This window comes from Ferrovum myxofaciens, from assembly GCF_013181415.1.
Classification (GTDB): domain Bacteria; phylum Pseudomonadota; class Gammaproteobacteria; order Burkholderiales; family Ferrovaceae; genus Ferrovum; species Ferrovum myxofaciens.
The window spans coordinates 1,260,091-1,276,059 of sequence record NZ_CP053676.1; the positions used below are offsets into that span (position 1 = coordinate 1,260,091).

At 55.9% G+C, this 15,969-nt stretch carries 14 protein-coding genes; 3 read left to right on the plus strand and 11 right to left on the minus strand.

Annotation, left to right across the window (positions count from 1 at the left end; translation table 11 throughout):
* Positions 1-38 precede the first annotated feature (38 nt).
* The 3 genes from kdsA to HO274_RS06115 all read right to left on the minus strand — a co-directional run bounded on the left by kdsA (position 39) and on the right by HO274_RS06115 (position 4,952).
* On the minus strand, positions 39-881 hold the full coding sequence (gene kdsA, locus HO274_RS06105; RefSeq protein ID WP_031596640.1) for a 3-deoxy-8-phosphooctulonate synthase: 843 nt from the start codon (positions 879-881) through the stop codon (positions 39-41).
* The gene (locus tag HO274_RS06110) at positions 878-2,524 is read right to left on the minus strand and encodes a CTP synthase (protein WP_031596639.1); all 1,647 of its coding nucleotides are present in this window, start codon (positions 2,522-2,524) and stop codon (positions 878-880) included. Before HO274_RS06110 ends, kdsA begins: the two co-directional genes overlap by 4 nt.
* Positions 2,525-2,888: 364 nt before the next feature.
* Complete coding sequence (locus HO274_RS06115) at positions 2,889-4,952, minus strand: methyl-accepting chemotaxis protein (protein WP_273122166.1); 2,064 nt, start codon at positions 4,950-4,952, stop codon at positions 2,889-2,891.
* Between the two features lie 280 nt (positions 4,953-5,232).
* Between HO274_RS06115 and HO274_RS06120 the strand changes: the two genes are divergently transcribed.
* A complete protein-coding gene (locus HO274_RS06120) occupies positions 5,233-5,934 on the plus strand; it encodes a uracil-DNA glycosylase (protein WP_273122167.1) in 702 nt (233 codons plus the stop codon).
* Here HO274_RS06120 and glk read toward each other — a convergent pair.
* Positions 5,892-6,875 (minus strand): glucokinase, encoded by a 984-nt coding sequence (gene glk / locus HO274_RS06125; RefSeq protein ID WP_273122169.1) that lies wholly within the window; start codon positions 6,873-6,875, stop codon positions 5,892-5,894. The genes HO274_RS06120 and glk overlap by 43 nt on opposite strands.
* A 147-nt stretch (positions 6,876-7,022) precedes the next feature.
* Here glk and HO274_RS06130 point away from each other — a divergent pair, with 147 nt between their 5' ends.
* Positions 7,023-7,298: a BrnT family toxin gene (locus HO274_RS06130; protein ID WP_273122171.1), complete on the plus strand. Its 276-nt coding sequence runs from the start codon at positions 7,023-7,025 to the stop codon at positions 7,296-7,298.
* Positions 7,276-7,548: a BrnA antitoxin family protein gene (locus HO274_RS06135; RefSeq protein ID WP_273122173.1), complete on the plus strand. Its 273-nt coding sequence runs from the start codon at positions 7,276-7,278 to the stop codon at positions 7,546-7,548. The genes HO274_RS06130 and HO274_RS06135 overlap by 23 nt, the downstream gene beginning before the upstream one ends.
* Before the next feature lie 85 nt (positions 7,549-7,633).
* On the opposite strand, the gene HO274_RS06140 is transcribed toward HO274_RS06135, so the two are convergent.
* The 7 genes from HO274_RS06140 to HO274_RS06170 all read right to left on the minus strand — a co-directional run bounded on the left by HO274_RS06140 (position 7,634) and on the right by HO274_RS06170 (position 15,882).
* A complete protein-coding gene (locus tag HO274_RS06140; protein WP_273122175.1) occupies positions 7,634-8,335 on the minus strand; it encodes a c-type cytochrome in 702 nt (233 codons plus the stop codon).
* Between the two features lie 12 nt (positions 8,336-8,347).
* Positions 8,348-9,808, minus strand: coding sequence for a hypothetical protein (locus HO274_RS06145; protein WP_273122177.1), 1,461 nt, complete (start codon positions 9,806-9,808; stop codon positions 8,348-8,350).
* A gap of 236 nt (positions 9,809-10,044) precedes the next feature.
* A complete protein-coding gene (gene tkt, locus HO274_RS06150) occupies positions 10,045-12,036 on the minus strand; it encodes a transketolase (protein ID WP_420537380.1) in 1,992 nt (663 codons plus the stop codon).
* Positions 12,037-12,093: 57 nt separating this feature from the next.
* Positions 12,094-13,158: a class II fructose-bisphosphate aldolase gene (gene fba, locus HO274_RS06155; RefSeq protein WP_031596625.1), complete on the minus strand. Its 1,065-nt coding sequence runs from the start codon at positions 13,156-13,158 to the stop codon at positions 12,094-12,096.
* Positions 13,159-13,184: 26 nt separating this feature from the next.
* The gene (locus HO274_RS06160; RefSeq protein ID WP_273122179.1) at positions 13,185-13,898 is read right to left on the minus strand and encodes an HAD family hydrolase; all 714 of its coding nucleotides are present in this window, start codon (positions 13,896-13,898) and stop codon (positions 13,185-13,187) included.
* Positions 13,898-14,776, minus strand: a complete 879-nt coding sequence (locus HO274_RS06165; RefSeq protein ID WP_031596623.1) for a phosphoribulokinase — start codon at positions 14,774-14,776, stop codon at positions 13,898-13,900. Before HO274_RS06165 ends, HO274_RS06160 begins: the two co-directional genes overlap by 1 nt.
* 38 nt (positions 14,777-14,814) lie before the next feature.
* Positions 14,815-15,882, minus strand: coding sequence for a class 1 fructose-bisphosphatase (locus HO274_RS06170; protein WP_031596622.1), 1,068 nt, complete (start codon positions 15,880-15,882; stop codon positions 14,815-14,817).
* Positions 15,883-15,969: the final 87 nt, after the last annotated feature.

Below are 15,969 nucleotides of genomic sequence, written 5' to 3' on the forward strand. Positions count from 1 at the left end.
CTTGACCTGCTCAAATTAATCGGTAGCCCCAACCCCTTTCAAGAGGACAGGGTCTGTTCACTCAACCCGCGCTGTTTGACCACAGCATCCAGCGCCATCAAAGTTTCCAGCAACTCGTGCATCCGCCCCAAAGGCCAGGCATTGGGGCCATCGGATAAGGCCTGTTCAGGGCGGGGGTGGGTTTCCATGAACACGCCCGCCACGCCCGCTGCCACCGCCGCGCGCGCCAGTACGGGGACAAATTCCCGCTGACCGCCGCTGGCTCCCCCCAATCCGCCGGGCAACTGGACCGAATGGGTGGCATCAAACACGACGGGACAGCCCGTCTCCCGCATGATCGCCAGCGAACGCATATCGGATACCAGGTTGTTATAGCCGAAGGAAACGCCCCGTTCACAAACCAGAATATTGTCCTGTCCACTGGCGGCACGCGCCTTGTCCACGACGTTTTTCATATCGGCGGGGGCCAGAAACTGCCCCTTCTTGATATTCACCGGCTTGCCTGCCGCAGCCACCGCCGCGATGAAATCGGTTTGTCGACACAGGAAAGCCGGAGTCTGCAACATATCCACCACCGCCGCCACCGCCGCCACATCCTCCCGTTCATGCACGTCCGTCAAAACAGGAACCTGCAAATCGCGCCGAATGTCCGCCAGGATATCCAGCCCTGCCGACTGCCCCAGACCCCGAAAGGACCGTCCTGAACTCCGGTTGGCCTTGTCGTAAGAGGCCTTGAAAATGAAAGGAATCCCCAGAGAGCGGGTGATTTCCTTCAATTGACCCGCCACTTCAAAGGCCAGGTCACGGGATTCGATCACACAGGGACCCGCAATCAAAAACAACGGATGCGGGAGACCGGCTTCAAAATGAGCGATTTTCATGGGGCAGTGGGTTCCGCAACCGCCTGATGGTATACCAGAGCGGCTGCCACAAAGGCGGTAAACAAGGGATGTCCATCACGGGGAGTGGAGGTGAATTCGGGATGAAACTGGCAAGCCACGAACCAGGGGTGGCCCGGCAACTCGATCATTTCGCACAATCCTTCCTGCCCCGATTTTCCGGAAAAACGCAAACCCGCCTGGGTCAGAGATTCCACATACCGGCTGTTGACCTCATAGCGATGGCGATGTCGCTCGACGATGCGTGCCTTTCCGTAAACCCTGCGGACCAAGGATCCTTCTTCCAGCAAACATTCCTGCCCCCCCAGCCGCATGGTCCCCCCCAGATCGGACTGAACGGAACGTTGTTCCACCCGCCCATCTGCAGTACGAAATTCGGTGATCAATGCAATCACGGGGGCCGGGGTCAAAGGCATGAACTCAGTGCTGTGGGCTTCCTGGAAATGGGCGCAATGCCGGGCAAATTCCACCACAGCCAACTGCATACCCAAACAGATTCCCAAAAAAGGCAGGCGGCCTTCACGGGCAAACTGAATGGCGCGAATCTTTCCTTCCACCCCACGCTTGCCAAACCCTCCGGGGACCAATACTGCATCCATCCCCTCCAAAGTGCCCAGACCTTCGCTTTCCAGCCGTTCCGAATCCACATAGTGAATGTGGATTTTGGTTCGCTGGTGAATTCCGGCATGGATCAATGCTTCAGAAAGGGACTTGTAGGATTCGGTCAAATCCACATATTTGCCCACCAAAGCAATGTTCACCTCGTGCAAGGGGTGTTCCAAAGCCTCCACCAGAGCATCCCAGGGAGACAGATCGGCTTCCGGAACCTCCAGAGCCAGTTTGCGACACACAATGCGGTCCAGATGCTGACGGTGCAAGCCTCCGGGGATGCGGTAGATGCAGTCCACATCCGGTGCGGAAATAACGGCTTCCACGGGTACATTGGTAAACAGGGCAATTTTGCGCTGTTCATCAGCGGGCACGGGACGATCCGCCCGACAGATCAAGACATCCGGCTGAATACCGATCTCGCGCAACTCCTTGACCGAGTGTTGGGTCGGTTTGGTTTTGATTTCTCCCGCAGAAGGCAGATAGGGCAAGAGGGTTAAGTGGATGAAACAGCATTCCTCACGGGGGGCTTCCACCGCCATCTGGCGAATGGCTTCCAGAAAAGGCAGGGACTCGATATCCCCCACCGTCCCGCCGATTTCCACGATGGCCACCTGGGCATCTCCGGCCCCCTGACGAATGCACTGCTTGATTTCGTCGGTGATATGAGGAATGACCTGAACCGTCCCGCCCAGATAATCCCCCCGTCGTTCCTTGCGGATCACGCTGTCGTAGATCTGACCCGTCGTAAAATTATTGCGTTTGGTCATCCGCGTGCGCACAAAGCGCTCGTAATGCCCCAAATCCAAATCGGTCTCGGCACCATCCTCCGTGACAAAAACCTCCCCATGCTGGAAGGGACTCATGGTCCCCGGATCCACATTGATGTAAGGGTCCAACTTGAGCAATGTCACGCGCAACCCACGGGACTCCAGAATGGCCCCCAGGGATGCAGCGGCAATACCCTTCCCCAGGGAAGAGACAACACCACCAGTCACGAATATGTATTTTGTCATGGGCAAGGGCAAGAAAAGGTTGAGCGATTATACCACCGCCCTCACTTTTTCAGAAATTCCTCCAAGGCTTCAACGGACATAGGACGCCCAATCAAATACCCATGCACTACTGATTTTTAGCGGCAATTGCCGACAGTCCTGTTTTATCCGTCAGTTCATTCAGTGAAAAACTGGCGAACCCCATTGCCAATTTGGCATCAATGAATCGGCTTGCCGCCCCGATTGAAGAAGAATTTAATTCGTTATACATTTTCGCAATGTAGCACATCTCGCTTCAATGCGTGAATAGAATATATTGATCACAAGTTTCCACTTCGCATTTTTTTCATGGGACTCAGACAGGGATTCGATTGGCCTTTTCTCGTTAAGTCTTGAAGGTACGGGTTTGCAGATCCATTTCCCGAACCAATGCGGACAATACCCGTTCGGCTTCTTCGATGGTCTGGACCACCACGGCATTTCGCTCGGCCCCCTGGGCAATCTGTTCGATGCGATTAGCCACTTCCCGCCCCTCTGTGCTTTGGGACTGGACAGCGGCGACGATATCCCCGACCCCAGCCATGATCTTTTCCGAACTTTGGGCAATATCATCAATGGTGCTGCCCGCTTTTTCTGCCATTTTTTCACCGAACCGCACCTTGTCCACCGCCAACTGGATGCGCGCGATGGCTTCCTTGGTTCCTTCGCCAATATCCTTGGAAACCTTGCCGATCAAAGCCCCACTCTGGGCGCTCTGCCCCGCCAACTTGCGGACCTCATCCGCCACCACGGCAAACCCCCTGCCTTGTTCGCCCGCCCGAGCCGCCTCGATGGCTGCATTGAGCGCCAACAGATTGGTCTGGTCCGCAATCTCCTTGATGGCGTTCACCAACTCGGTAATCTGTCCCGCGCGCTCACCCAACTGACGCACCGATTCGGAAGCCTGTAACACCTCATGGCTGATGGACCCCATATTGTCCACCACTTGCTCCACGATGTCCTTGGCCCCGGACAGGGACCCCGCTGAAAGTTTCTCCACCATGCGCGCATTGTCCGCCGTGGCATCGATACTGGTGGACATTTCTTCTACGCTGGCTGCCGCCGCCTGTGCCGCCTCCGACTGCCGGGTAGATACCTCCGAGGCCACCTGGACAGCCTGATTCATCTGGCGCGTACTTCCGCTGATGTTGCGCGCCGTGGCGCTGATTTGATCGATCACCGCCCCCATCAACACTTTGGTGGATTGAATTTCGCAAAGCAATCGACCGGTCTCGTCTCGCCCTGAAATATCCACCATGCGACTGAAATCGCCATCCACAATTTCTTCCAGATGGGTGGAAACCTCATTCAGGGGAGCCGACACAAAGCGCCGGGCGACCCAACCAAAAATAAAGAAGAGCAAGATTTGCAACACCACTTGGGTCGTCACCATCAGGAAGGTGATCAAATACAGCCGATGAAAGTTTTCTGACAAGTCGATGGTCAGATCAGAAGCTCCATTGGACGACCCGACTTCCACCACATGACAATTCAGACAATCCGTTTCATGAAAATTATGGCTTTCGATGTAAGGGGTAATGACGCGCATCAGAGGATGCCCATCTACCCAACGAATGGCCGCATAGGGCAACGACTTGCCCGCCTTGACGGAATTTTCGATGGTCTGTTTGATCAAAGGGTCATCCAGATGCTCTTCCGGCAATCCAGGGCCAAACTGGTTCACCACCTGGGGCGTACGCACCAGTCGCAGGGCCGTGAGTTGCTGCCCCTCGATGATCTTTTTGATCATCAACTGGCGGTTATGGGGATCGGTAATGGCCCCCGTGACCATCAACATATTGGCACTGTCGATGACCTGCATCGCCACTCCGTGTCCCTTTCCTGCCGCATCGTCGATGATGGCTTTACGCAGTTGCTGATAGGCCACCACGGTGGCCGTCGTCAGCAAGACAAGGAGAACCGGCTGAACGGCCACTTGCATCTTGATCCGGATGGGGAGCCGGGCAAACCAGCGCCGCAATGAAAATCTCTGGGCCGGAGGATGCTCGGGGTACTGACGATAGAGCGCCTCGGCTGCACTCACTTCTTCACGGGAAGGCTTACGCCGCAGGGACAGGTAACCCACCACTTGCCCTTGACGAAAAATCGGGGACACGGTGGCCCGTACCCAATAGTGGTCACCACTTTTGGCCCGGTTCTTGACGATGCCCCGCCATGGATAACCGGCCTTGATGGTCTTCCACAAGTCCTCGAAAGCCCAGCACGGCATATCCGGATGACGCACCACATTATGACTGATGCCCACCAGTTCGGCACGGGTAAAACCGGATATCTCAACAAAGGCATCATTGACCTCAGTGACGATCCCCTTGAGATCCGTGCGGGTGATAAACACATAAGAAGCGGGGTAATCGATCTCCCGTTGCGTCACGGGGCCATTGTTTTTCATGAGTATTCCCTATTTGAACCTTGATCTGCACCCATACCCGTACTATCGGATGATCCAACCCGAACTTGAGGGGTTTAACCACAATCTGTAGCATACCTGTAACATACCCCTTCTGTCTCTGTACAAAAACAGCACTTTCCTGCCTCAATTCTCCCCTTCACTCCCTTTCCAAAATCCTGCCGCAGTGCGACAATCCTCCCTCGCCAGGGGAATCATCGATGCCTTCGCCTGCCAACTTCTTTTTTCAGCAACCTGTTCTCTCAACCATTCCAGGCCGGACGTGACCCTGACCCCTTTTCTCGACCTTTTGCACGCACGAACCTCCAGCTCCACTGTTTTCAACCCCTGGCGAGACACAGACCCCCTCAATGACGCCAGTCCGGCGGCACCGCAGCACCGCCTCTCCCATCTGACCCGCTATCTGGAGGAACGCCGGAACCGGGCGCACTGGATCCTGATTGCTGAAGCGCCCGGTTACCAGGGGGCCAAGTTTTCCGGTTGTGCGATGACCAGTGAACGACGCTTGCTCGAAGACGCGGGCAGCCAGAACGCCGCCCCGACCCAGCGCTTTTTTTCAGGGAAAAAATTCCGTACCAGTGGGACGTTACTTTCCAATGGCCGACAAAATCCCGCAGGGGCTCTGGAACCTACCGCGACCATGGTCTGGAACACGATGCTGGGACTCGGCCGCAGCCATGACTTTGTCCTGTGGAATGCCTTTGCCTGGCATCCCCATCACCCGCTCAGCCCCCTCACCAACCGTACCCCCACGGATGCGGAACTGGAGTCGGGCAAAGATACCCTCAGGGCCTTTCTGACCTTATTCCCTCAAGGCCACCTCGTTGCCATCGGACGCAAGAGTCAGGCAACCCTGGCTTCCCTTGGGATAAGCGCCCACCCGGTGCGCCACCCCGCCAACGGGGGAGGCAGGTTATTCCATCAGCAAATGCGCGAACTTCTGGCCGCCAGCGCCAATCCGTAAAGGGCCACCTGGTCCGTCAGAATGACCTGTACCGGCATGGCTTCCAGCAGGGGGCGCATGCGACCCTTATCCACGAAAGACTCCAGAAAACCGGGTTGGCGTAGCAGGGGCAAGATTTTGGGGGCAATCCCTCCCCCTACATACACTCCTCCCCGACTCATCACTTTGAGCGCCAGATTGCCTGCCTCTGCGCCATACAAACGGACGAACCAATGCATCAATTCCACGCACAGCGGATCCGTGGCTTCCAGTGCCGCCTGCGCCAATACCGCGCCTGCGGAGGCTCCCTCCAAAGCCGCCTGTAACCAAGCAGGGATTGAAGAATGTTCATGGGCCCGCAAAAACTCGTGAAGCTCAGGCAGGGCCATCCCCGAGACCACCCGTTCCCAACTGACATGGCCATGGCGCGCCTGAAGAAATCGCCAGAGCGCCATTTCCCGCTCCGTACGGGGGGCAAAAGAAGCATGTCCTCCCTCCGTGGCGAAGGGGTGAAAGCGGGTTCCATCCCAATGAATGCCTGCCTCACCCAACCCCGTCCCCGCTGCAATCACCGCGCGATTCCCCTCAGAGGGCACCCCTTCCTGCAAGGAAAAAAGTTCATCCCCCCTCAAGGCAGGCAACCCCCAGGCCACGGCTTCCAGATCATTGAGCAAAATGCACTGGACCCCGAAGCGTTGGCGTAGCGCTGCACTCTCCACCACCCAGGGCAGGTTGGTCACCTGTGCGCGCTGCCTGGAAACCGGGCCCGCCACCCCCAGAGCAATCCCTTCCACCGGGAAACCCACCTGGGTGACGTATTCTTCCAGCACGAGTTCCAAAGTGGCGTAGTGCAAACTGGGGTACGTCCGTACCTCTGTCAACACCACCACCGTACCCTCCCCCTCGGCCAAGGCCAGGCGCGTTTTGGTCCCGCCAATATCCCCCACCAGAATTCGTTTCATCGCTCTCCCAATGTCGAATCGTTCACCTCTGAAGGTCGTCCTCGAGAGCCATTGTACAATTGAAAGAAAAACCCGTACTTGTGGTTGTTTCATCAGTCGTCACAAAAATGATTGACGAATCAAAAAAGTGTTACTACAATTTGCTTCATGCACATTGAGTTCGACGCCAATAAAAACGATACCAACATCCATACCCGAGGTCTGTCGTTTGAACGGGCAGCGAATTTCGATTTTGAGACTGCGGTCTTTAAGCAAGACACCCGGCGCGACTATGGCGAGATTCGCCTTCGCGCACTGGGCTACCTTGATGGCCGCATCCACTCACTGGTGTTCACCGAAACTGCCAAAGGCATTCGGATCATCAGTTTTCGTAAGGCTAACAAGCGTGAGGTACTGACGTATGCACAAGAAACCAAATCCTGAACTGATTGACCATGACAACCCGGAATGGACGACGCAGGACGTCAAAACCGCCAAGCCCTTCTCCAGCCTGCCCGCAACTTTGCAGACCAAGTTACGTAAGCGTGGGCCGCAAAAGTCACCCCCCAAAGTGTCAACCACCCTCCGCCTATCTCCTGATGTGGTGCAGGCCTTCCGGGCTTCTGGAGATGGCTGGCAGACACGCATCGATGCGGCATTGAAGGACTGGCTGCGCACACATTCGCCTGCATAAGTGGAAAACAGAGTGAAAAATGCCCCGCCGAAGCGGGGCAAAGATACAACCTTTTTGCCCCCATTAAAGCGGGGGCGGTGATATTTTAGCGCAGTGACTGCACGTAGGCGGCCATGGCGCGTTTTTGTTCCTTGGTCAGAGCACTGGCCACCATTTCCATCACACCACCGGTGGGCCGCTCAAGCGCAGAATCCGGCACATTTTCCTTGCCATCCGAGGTCTTGGCATCGCGATCGAACACGTTCAACTGTTTGTACACATAGTTGGCATGTTGTCCCGCCAGGCGTGGGATCACCCCATTGCCTTCTCCATTGGAACCGTGACAGCCCATACAGGCAGGCACGCCCTTGTCCAGCAACCCTTCGTTGAAAATCTTCTGGCCTTCGGCGATCAAGGCAGCATTGCTGTGGGCGGGGTTGGGCAGAGGTTTCTGGTTGGAGTAGAACGTGGCCAACTCATCGATCTGCTTGGGCGTAAAGTTGCGGGCGATCCCCCACATCATCTGCTGGGCAGCGGGATCCTTCCGGGTCTTTTCATGGAACGCCGTCATTTGAGCAACCAGGTAATCCTTCTGCTGACCCGCCAGATTCGGGAAGGTCGGGTTGACGGAATTACCGTTGACAGAGTTTCCAATGTTGCCGTGACAGACCGAACACACCTGCTGAGCCAGCGTATTGCCGGTTACGTTCGGGTTCCCCAGATTCCGGCTCTTGGTGATGCCGGTGGAACAAGCCCCCAGCGCCAGTGACAAGGCGGAAAGGGTCAGAATGGTCTTAACATTTTTCATATTCATCCCCTATTAATAAATGAACCCGACGTACAGCATGGAGGTATTGAAGTTCGCTGGACTGAACCTGGCACCACCAAAGGAAAGATTACTTCCGCTAGACACCCCGCCCATTTCGGTATAGTAGGTGTACATGTACCCGATGCGCAGGTTCTGATAGGGCTGCCAGAAAATATTTGGGGTCCAAGATTTCCAGTTAGGATTCCCCGTAGCAGCACCAACCCCATTAACCCCCATACCATACAGTCCAGCATCATTCGATCCTGAAGCGCCGGCATAACTCAACTGAGCCCCGTACTTTGCTTCATAGACGTAGGTAGCGTCTATATAGGTTTCGGTCAGGTTATCGGTCGCATTAGTCGCTGTAAACCCCTGATAGTTAGGGGTACCCATTGCATTATTCATAAATTCTCGTGTCACCCGGGCATGAGCCGCAAAGTAATGGGGATCGAGGACATACTGATACTGGGCATCCACTCCCACGTCATGGTAGGCACTGGCAGGTCCTCCGGGTTGCGAGAATGTATTTGTTGGCGCTCCATAGAGTGGAGTTCCGTAAACATAGGACATCATCCCGTGAACCCCAGCCTCGAAACTGTTGGCGCCCCATTCCTTGTTGTAGGCAAAGCGGAAGTAAGGAGAAGGCTCGAGCAGTGACGTTGCCCCGCTACTCCCGACCGAGGTTGCGCCTGCAGTCAGCACGGAGAAGGGACCGTGGGTGGGTGACTTGTAAACTGCCAGTTCACCGTACCAGGTCTTGTCCTTGAAGAAATAGCCTCCCACCCCCACCGCAGCGTGCTGGGAGGTTTCTCCCATCAGATACGTGGTGGGTGCTTGAGCATTGCCTGTGTCGAAGTAATTGATCCACTGCGATTCCCAAGCGCCAAAGTTATTCCACACGTCAGACATCATGGCACGGTTGTTGACGTAAGCCCCCAAAATCAAATCGCTGTTGGGGGTGACCGTACGATCGGCATAACGGAATTCCGTATTGTCGATCGCTGCTGCACCATAACCCGCCTGGGTTCCATCAGCCTGCATGTTGGAGTATTTCTGCCCCGTCCATTGCATGAAGGCCCCGAAGTTGTCGGTGATCTTGCCGCCGGCAAACAGACTCACCACCTGCAGATCGGCTGCCGATGAAGGCGCATTTCCATTATTGCCATGGGAAGTATTGTTGTAATACTGCTTCGCACCCTGCACCATGATGGCCACAGGCGGATAGTCATTCTGAACTTCCAGACCGTCCAGATTGGGGCGGTTGCCCATGGTGTAACCGGTCAATTTGAACATACGACCGAGTGAAGTCAGTTGCGGGAACATGCCCCCAACGTGACAGGCCACGCACTTAAAGCCGGTTTGCCGAGCAAAGACCGGAATGGCATTGGCGTCCATGGATACCACCACAGATGCCGTGCCCAGCAGCAACAGGGCTGAGCCCTTTGCCTTTCCAAGCAGGTTGGATACCTTCATTCTGAAACCCCCTATGTTTTTCTGTAGGAACCGAGTTGGTGCATCACGCCCCGAAATGGAGCGATTTGCGCCAGGTCAAAAATTAACACCGGCTTAATGGGTCTGTAAATAGTTTTGTAACAATTGGTAAGAAAAAATTCGTGGCGTTGTTTAATTACAACAACCCGTCCGAGAGCACAATAAAAACGGCCTTCCCCTTGGGAGGGAAGGCCGTTTTTTTGGACGTGCGTTTTGGTTTAGAGAACGCTCTTGACCGTGGCGGCCACCTTGTCGGCGGTCAGACCAAAGTACTTGAACAGGGCACCGGCGGGGGCGGATTCCCCGAAGGTATCGATACCCACCACGGCACTACAGCCATACTTCCACCACAGCGCCGTACAACCCGCTTCCACCGCCACCTTGGGCACATGTTTGGGCAGAACGGAGGCGTGGTACTCGGCGTCCTGCCGGTCAAAGACCGAGGTGGAGGGCATGGATACCACCCGTACGGCAATGCCTTCTGCTGCCAGAAGTTTTTGCGCTTCCACGGCCAACCCCACTTCCGAACCGGTGGCGATGAGAATGGCCTGCGCCGCTCCGTCGGCTTCCTTCAGAACATAGCCCCCCTTGCTGATCTCGATGATCTGCTCAGGCATACGGGTCTGGAACGGCAGGTTTTGACGGCTAAAAATCAGGGAACTGGGTCCATCCTTGCGACGGATGGCCGCATCCCAGGAAACCGCCGTTTCCGTGGTATCACAGGGACGCCAGACATCCATGTGCGGGATCAGACGCAAACTGGACACATGCTCGATGGATTGGTGCGTCGGACCATCTTCCCCCAGGCCGATGGAATCGTGGGTGAACACGAAGATGCTGCGAATCCGCATCAGCGAGGCCATGCGCAGGGCATTGCGACTGTAATCCGAGAAGGTCAGGAAGGTTCCGCCATAGGGGATGAACCCGCCGTGCAGGGCCACCCCGTTGAGGATGGCGCTCATGCCGAACTCCCGCACCCCGTAACTCAGGTAATTTCCGGGGGTGGTGGCATTCATCGGCTTGCTGCCACTCCAGTTGGTCAGGTTGGATCCCGTCAAGTCCGCCGATCCTCCAAAGAACTCGGGCAAAGCGGGACTCAAGGCTTCCAGGGTATTCTGGCTGGCCTTGCGAGTGGCGATGCTTTCTGCCTTGTCCCGACACTTGGCCACGAATTCCAGTGCTGCCCGTTCGAAGTTGGCCGGCAGATCCCCCTTCATGCGGCGCGTGAACTCTGCTGCTTCGCTGGGGTAGGCAGCCTGGTAGGCCGCAAAACGCTGGTTCCATTCAGCCTCCTGAGCCTGCCCGCGGGCTTTGGCATCCCACGCCGCATAAACTTCCGCAGGAATTTCAAAGGGACCATAATTCCAGCCAAGCATCTTTCTGGTCGCAGCGATTTCCTCATTGCCCAAGGCGGCACCATGCACATCGTGGGTCCCCTGCTTGTTGGGGCTGCCCTTGCCGATGATGGTCTTGCAGCAAATCAGGGTGGGCTTGGTACTGGTTTTGGCGGACTCGATGGCCTTCGATACCGCCTCCACATCATGTCCATCAATGGGCCGAACCACGTTCCAGCCATAGGCTGCAAATCGTCCAGGTACATCTTCCGAAAACCAGGGTTCTACATGACCATCGATGGAGATGCCATTATCATCCCAGAAGGCGATGAGTTTATTCAGCCCCAACGTCCCTGCCAGCGAGCAGGCTTCATGGCTGATCCCTTCCATCAGACAGCCATCCCCCATGAATACGTAGGTATGATGATCCACAATGGTGTGACCCGGCTTGTTGAACTGTTCTCTCAACAGGCGTTCGGCCAAGGCAAAGCCCACCGCATTGGTGACGCCCTGACCCAGGGGGCCGGTGGTGGTTTCCACCCCCACGGTGATGCCATACTCCGGGTGTCCAGGGGTCTTGCTGTGCAATTGGCGAAAAGCCTTGAGTTCGTCCATGGGCAGATCGTAGCCCGTGAGGTGCAACAGGGCATAGAGCAGCATGGAAGCATGACCATTGGACAAGACGAAACGGTCACGGTCCGCCCAATGAGGGTTGCTGGGATTATGTCTCAAATGCTGTCCCCATAGGGCCACGGACATTTCTGCCATGCCCATGGGCGCACCGGGGTGGCCGGAATTGGCTTTTTGCACCGCATCCATCGCCAGTGCGCGAATGGCATTGGCCATCGTTGCCGTGGAGGTTGTACCTTGCGTCATGATGAAATCTCTTGTCGATAAGTTTAGGATAGAAAAAGGGTTTGGCGCGCCGGGGTCTTAACGCACCTGGGGCTTGAGTTCGCCCTTGGCATAACGATCCCCCATGACTTCCAGAGAGATCGGCTTGATCTTGCTGGCCTGTCCGGCACTGCCAAAGGCTTCGAAGCGGGCCTTGCAGATGCCCATGGCGGCCTTGCGGGCTTCGGCCAGGAACTTGCGCGGATCGAATTCTTCGGGCTTCTTGAACATGAGTTGACGCATGGCTCCGGTCATGGCCAAACGGATATCGGTGTCGATGTTGACCTTGCGCACGCCATACTTGATGGCTTCGACAATTTCTTCCACGGGCACGCCATAGGTTTCCTTGATGGTTCCACCGTTGGCACGGATGATCTCGAGCCAGTCCTGGGGAACGGAGGAAGAGCCGTGCATGACCAGATGGGTGTTGGGAATCCGGGCATGGATTTCCTTCACGCGCCAAATGGCCAAGGTATCACCTGTGGGCGCCTTGGTAAATTTGTAGGCTCCATGGCTGGTTCCGATGGCGATGGCCAGAGCGTCCACTTCCGTTTGACGAACGAAGTCCGCTGCCTGTTCGGGGTCGGTCAACAACTGGTCATGGCTCAACTTATCATCGGAACCGTGTCCATCCTCTTCCCCCATCATGCCGGATTCCAGGGAACCCAGACAACCCAGTTCACCTTCCACCGAAACGCCCACGGCATGAGCCATTTCCACCACGCGGCGTGTGGTGCCGACGTTGTACTCGAAACTGGAGGGGGTCTTCATGTCTTCCATCAGGGATCCGTCCATCATCACGCTGGAAAAACCGGAGCGGATGGAACGTTGGCATACCACAGGGCTGGCCCCATGGTCCTGATGCATGCACACGGGAATATCGGGATACATTTCCACGGCGCCTTCAATCAATTTGCGCAGGAAAGGTTCACCGGCATATTTACGGGCACCGGCAGAACCTTGCATGATGACGGGACTGTTGGTGGCTGCAGCGGCTTCCATGATGGCCTGGATCTGTTCCAGGTTATTCACGTTGAAAGCAGGCAAACCGTAACCGTGTTCGGCGGCGTGATCGAGCAACTGACGCAGGGAAATGAGAGCCATGATGTATCCTCGGAATATGGATGGAGTTAGAAGGAGGGTGAAGCCAGTGGAGGACGTACCCCCAACTGTTGAAGCAGTTCCGGAAAACTGTCCAGCACACGGTCAGGGTTGGCCGTGACAATAGGTTCTCCGTGATTATATCCGTGATTGAACGCCCAGACTGTTACACCGGCACGACGCGCGGCCTGGACGTCGTTGCTGGAGTCCCCCACAAAAAGTGCGTCCTGTGCGCTCAACCCCGCATCTACCAGGGCTTTTTGGATCGGCTGGGGGCTGGGTTTCCCTTCCGGGGTATCTCCCCCCCCCACCAAAATGTCGATGGCCTGGGCCAACCCCTGACTGTCCAGCAAACGTTGGGACAAGTCCCGATCCTTGTTGGTTACGACAGCCAGTTGACAGCCCGCCGCACGCAGGATCTCCAAGGCCTCGGGTGCCCCAGGGTAGGGCCGGCTATGAAGGCCGGTCAAATCATGGTAGACCTGCAGAAAGTGCGGATAAAACTGGTCATACACCTGTGACGCCCGTTCTTTGTCCTGCCCCGTCACCTGTTGCGACACGGTTGCAAACAACCAGGCAGTGCCTTTCCCGATCCACTCCCGAATCAACTCCGGGGGCAAGGGATCAAAACCTGCCTCAGCCAAAGTCTGATTCACGGAGTGGGCGATCTCCATGGCGGTATCTACCAGGGTGCCATCCAGATCGAACATGATCAGTCGCGGAAGGGGAACTCCCTGTGCCATCAGCAGGCAGCCTTACGTTTGTAATCGATCATCTTGAGAATCATGGGCGTGAAAATCAATTGCATGGCCAGACCCATTTTGCCACCAGGAACCACCAACGTATTGGGACGGGTCATCATGGCATCGTGCAACATGGACAGCAGATAAGGAAAATCAATGCCGTGGGGATCAGAAAAGCGGATCACCACCATGCTTTCATCCGGACTGGGAATGTCATTGGCAATGAAAGGATTGGAGGTATCCACCGTGGGCACACGCTGAAAGTTGACATGGGTGCGCGAAAACTGGGGACAGATGTGGTTGACGTAATCGGGCATGCGGCGCAGGATCACATCCATGACGGCTTCCTGAGAATAGCCCCGCAATTTCTGGTCACGATGGAGTTTCTGAATCCACTCCAGATTGATGATGGGCACCACGCCCACCAGCAGATCCACCTGGGCCGCCACATTGATCTTGTCGTCGGCATAGCCCCCATGCAGCCCTTCGTAAAACATCAGATCGGTACCCGGCTCGACGTCCTGCCAGGGGATGAAGGTACCCGGTTCCTGCTTGTAGGGAGCCGCTTCACCGGCATCGTGCAGATATTTACGGACTTTACCCAACCCGGTGGCACCATAGGTCTTGAACAGGGTCTCCAACTCTTCGAGAAGATTGGCCTCGGGACCAAAGTGGCTGAAATTACGATTGCCCTTGTCTTCCCGTTCTTTCATCTGCGCTTTCATTTCGGCGCGATTGTAACGGTGAAAGGAATCGCCTTCCACCAATTGGGCCGTAACCTTCTCGCGGCGGAAAATATGTTTGAAACTGTTCATCACGGTGGTGGTACCAGCACCGGAAGAGCCCGTCACGGCAATGATGGGATGTTTGCGGGACATGATCGATGACCTCTTGTGCAATTATATTGTAAAGTTTCTCAAGCCCGGAACAGACCACGCTCGCTGAACAGCGGGGAAGAAAAGGGTTCTCCCTTTCCTTCATCGTGTTCCTGGTGATACTGGATCACCCGTGCCACCTCGTGACTCGACCCCAGAATGACCGCAATGCGTTGGTGAATCTGGGTGGGCACCACTTCCATGATGCGTTCCCGTCCGGTGCTGGAAAGCCCCCCCGCCTGTTCCACGATCATGCTCATGGGATTGGCTTCGTACAGGAGACGCAGACGACCCGGTTTCAAAGGTTCCTTGGTGTCCTTTGGATACAGAAATATCCCGCCACGAATCAGGATACGGTGCACTTCCGCCACCATGGAAGCAATCCAGCGCATGTTGAAGTCACGCTCGCGCACGCCCGTCTTGCCCGCCTTGCATTCGCTGATGTAACGGATGACCGGGGGTTCCCAGAAACGTTCGTTGGAGGTATTGATGGCAAATTCGTTGGTATCCGCCGGAATCTGAATGTCTGGATGGGTCAGAATGAAATTGCCCACTTCCCGATCCAGGGTAAAGCCATGAGTTCCTTTGCCCACCGTGATGACCAGCAAAGTTGCCGGGCCATACAGTGCATACCCCGCCGCCACCTGTTCGGTTCCAGGCTTGAGGTAATCCTGCATTTCGGGTTCTTTCCCGTCAGGGGCACGGAGAATCGAGAAAATGGAACCCACCGAAACGTTGCCGTCGATGTTGGATGAACCATCCAGGGGATCGAAAATCGCCAGAAAGGGTCCGCGCTTATGCGGTGCGCGCACGGGAAAGGGATCATCCATCTCTTCCGAGGCGACCCCGGCCACCAATCCACCCAATTCGAAGGTGTTCACAAACGCCGTATTGGACAGGACATCCAGTTTTTTCTGGGTCTCGCCCTGCACGTTGGTGGTATCCATGCTGCCTGTTGCGCCGCCCAACGCCCCTTTGGAACTCAGGGCAGAAATGGCTTTCACCGCAGCAGCCACATCCACCAGCAAGGCGGCCAAATCGGCTCCATCCTTGGTTCCGCTGACATTTTCAATCAAATACTTGGATAAGGTCTTGCGCCCCAGATGCATGGTATATTCTCTCCGTCAATCAAGCGTTGCCGCATTATTTTAGCCCTCGAGAGACCCAGAAACACAGGATTTCCCCGAGGATTTATG

Excerpts from the sequence above, each read along its gene's own strand:
- tkt (WP_420537380.1), bottom strand. The coding sequence starts at position 12,036 with ATGACGCAAGGTACAACCTCCACGGCAACGATGGCCAATGCCATTCGC.
- HO274_RS06135 (WP_273122173.1), top strand. The coding sequence starts at position 7,276 with ATGCACAAGAAACCAAATCCTGAACTGATTGACCATGACAACCCGGAA.
- HO274_RS06110 (WP_031596639.1), bottom strand. The coding sequence starts at position 2,524 with ATGACAAAATACATATTCGTGACTGGTGGTGTTGTCTCTTCCCTGGGG.
- HO274_RS06115 (WP_273122166.1), bottom strand. The coding sequence starts at position 4,952 with ATGAAAAACAATGGCCCCGTGACGCAACGGGAGATCGATTACCCCGCT.
- fba (WP_031596625.1), bottom strand. The coding sequence starts at position 13,158 with ATGGCTCTCATTTCCCTGCGTCAGTTGCTCGATCACGCCGCCGAACAC.
- HO274_RS06160 (WP_273122179.1), bottom strand. The coding sequence starts at position 13,898 with ATGGCACAGGGAGTTCCCCTTCCGCGACTGATCATGTTCGATCTGGAT.
- HO274_RS06165 (WP_031596623.1), bottom strand. The coding sequence starts at position 14,776 with ATGTCCCGCAAACATCCCATCATTGCCGTGACGGGCTCTTCCGGTGCT.
- HO274_RS06130 (WP_273122171.1), top strand. The coding sequence starts at position 7,023 with ATGCACATTGAGTTCGACGCCAATAAAAACGATACCAACATCCATACC.
- HO274_RS06170 (WP_031596622.1), bottom strand. The coding sequence starts at position 15,882 with ATGCATCTGGGGCGCAAGACCTTATCCAAGTATTTGATTGAAAATGTC.
- kdsA (WP_031596640.1), bottom strand. The coding sequence starts at position 881 with ATGAAAATCGCTCATTTTGAAGCCGGTCTCCCGCATCCGTTGTTTTTG.
- HO274_RS06145 (WP_273122177.1), bottom strand. The coding sequence starts at position 9,808 with ATGAAGGTATCCAACCTGCTTGGAAAGGCAAAGGGCTCAGCCCTGTTG.
- HO274_RS06140 (WP_273122175.1), bottom strand. The coding sequence starts at position 8,335 with ATGAAAAATGTTAAGACCATTCTGACCCTTTCCGCCTTGTCACTGGCG.
- glk (WP_273122169.1), bottom strand. The coding sequence starts at position 6,875 with ATGAAACGAATTCTGGTGGGGGATATTGGCGGGACCAAAACGCGCCTG.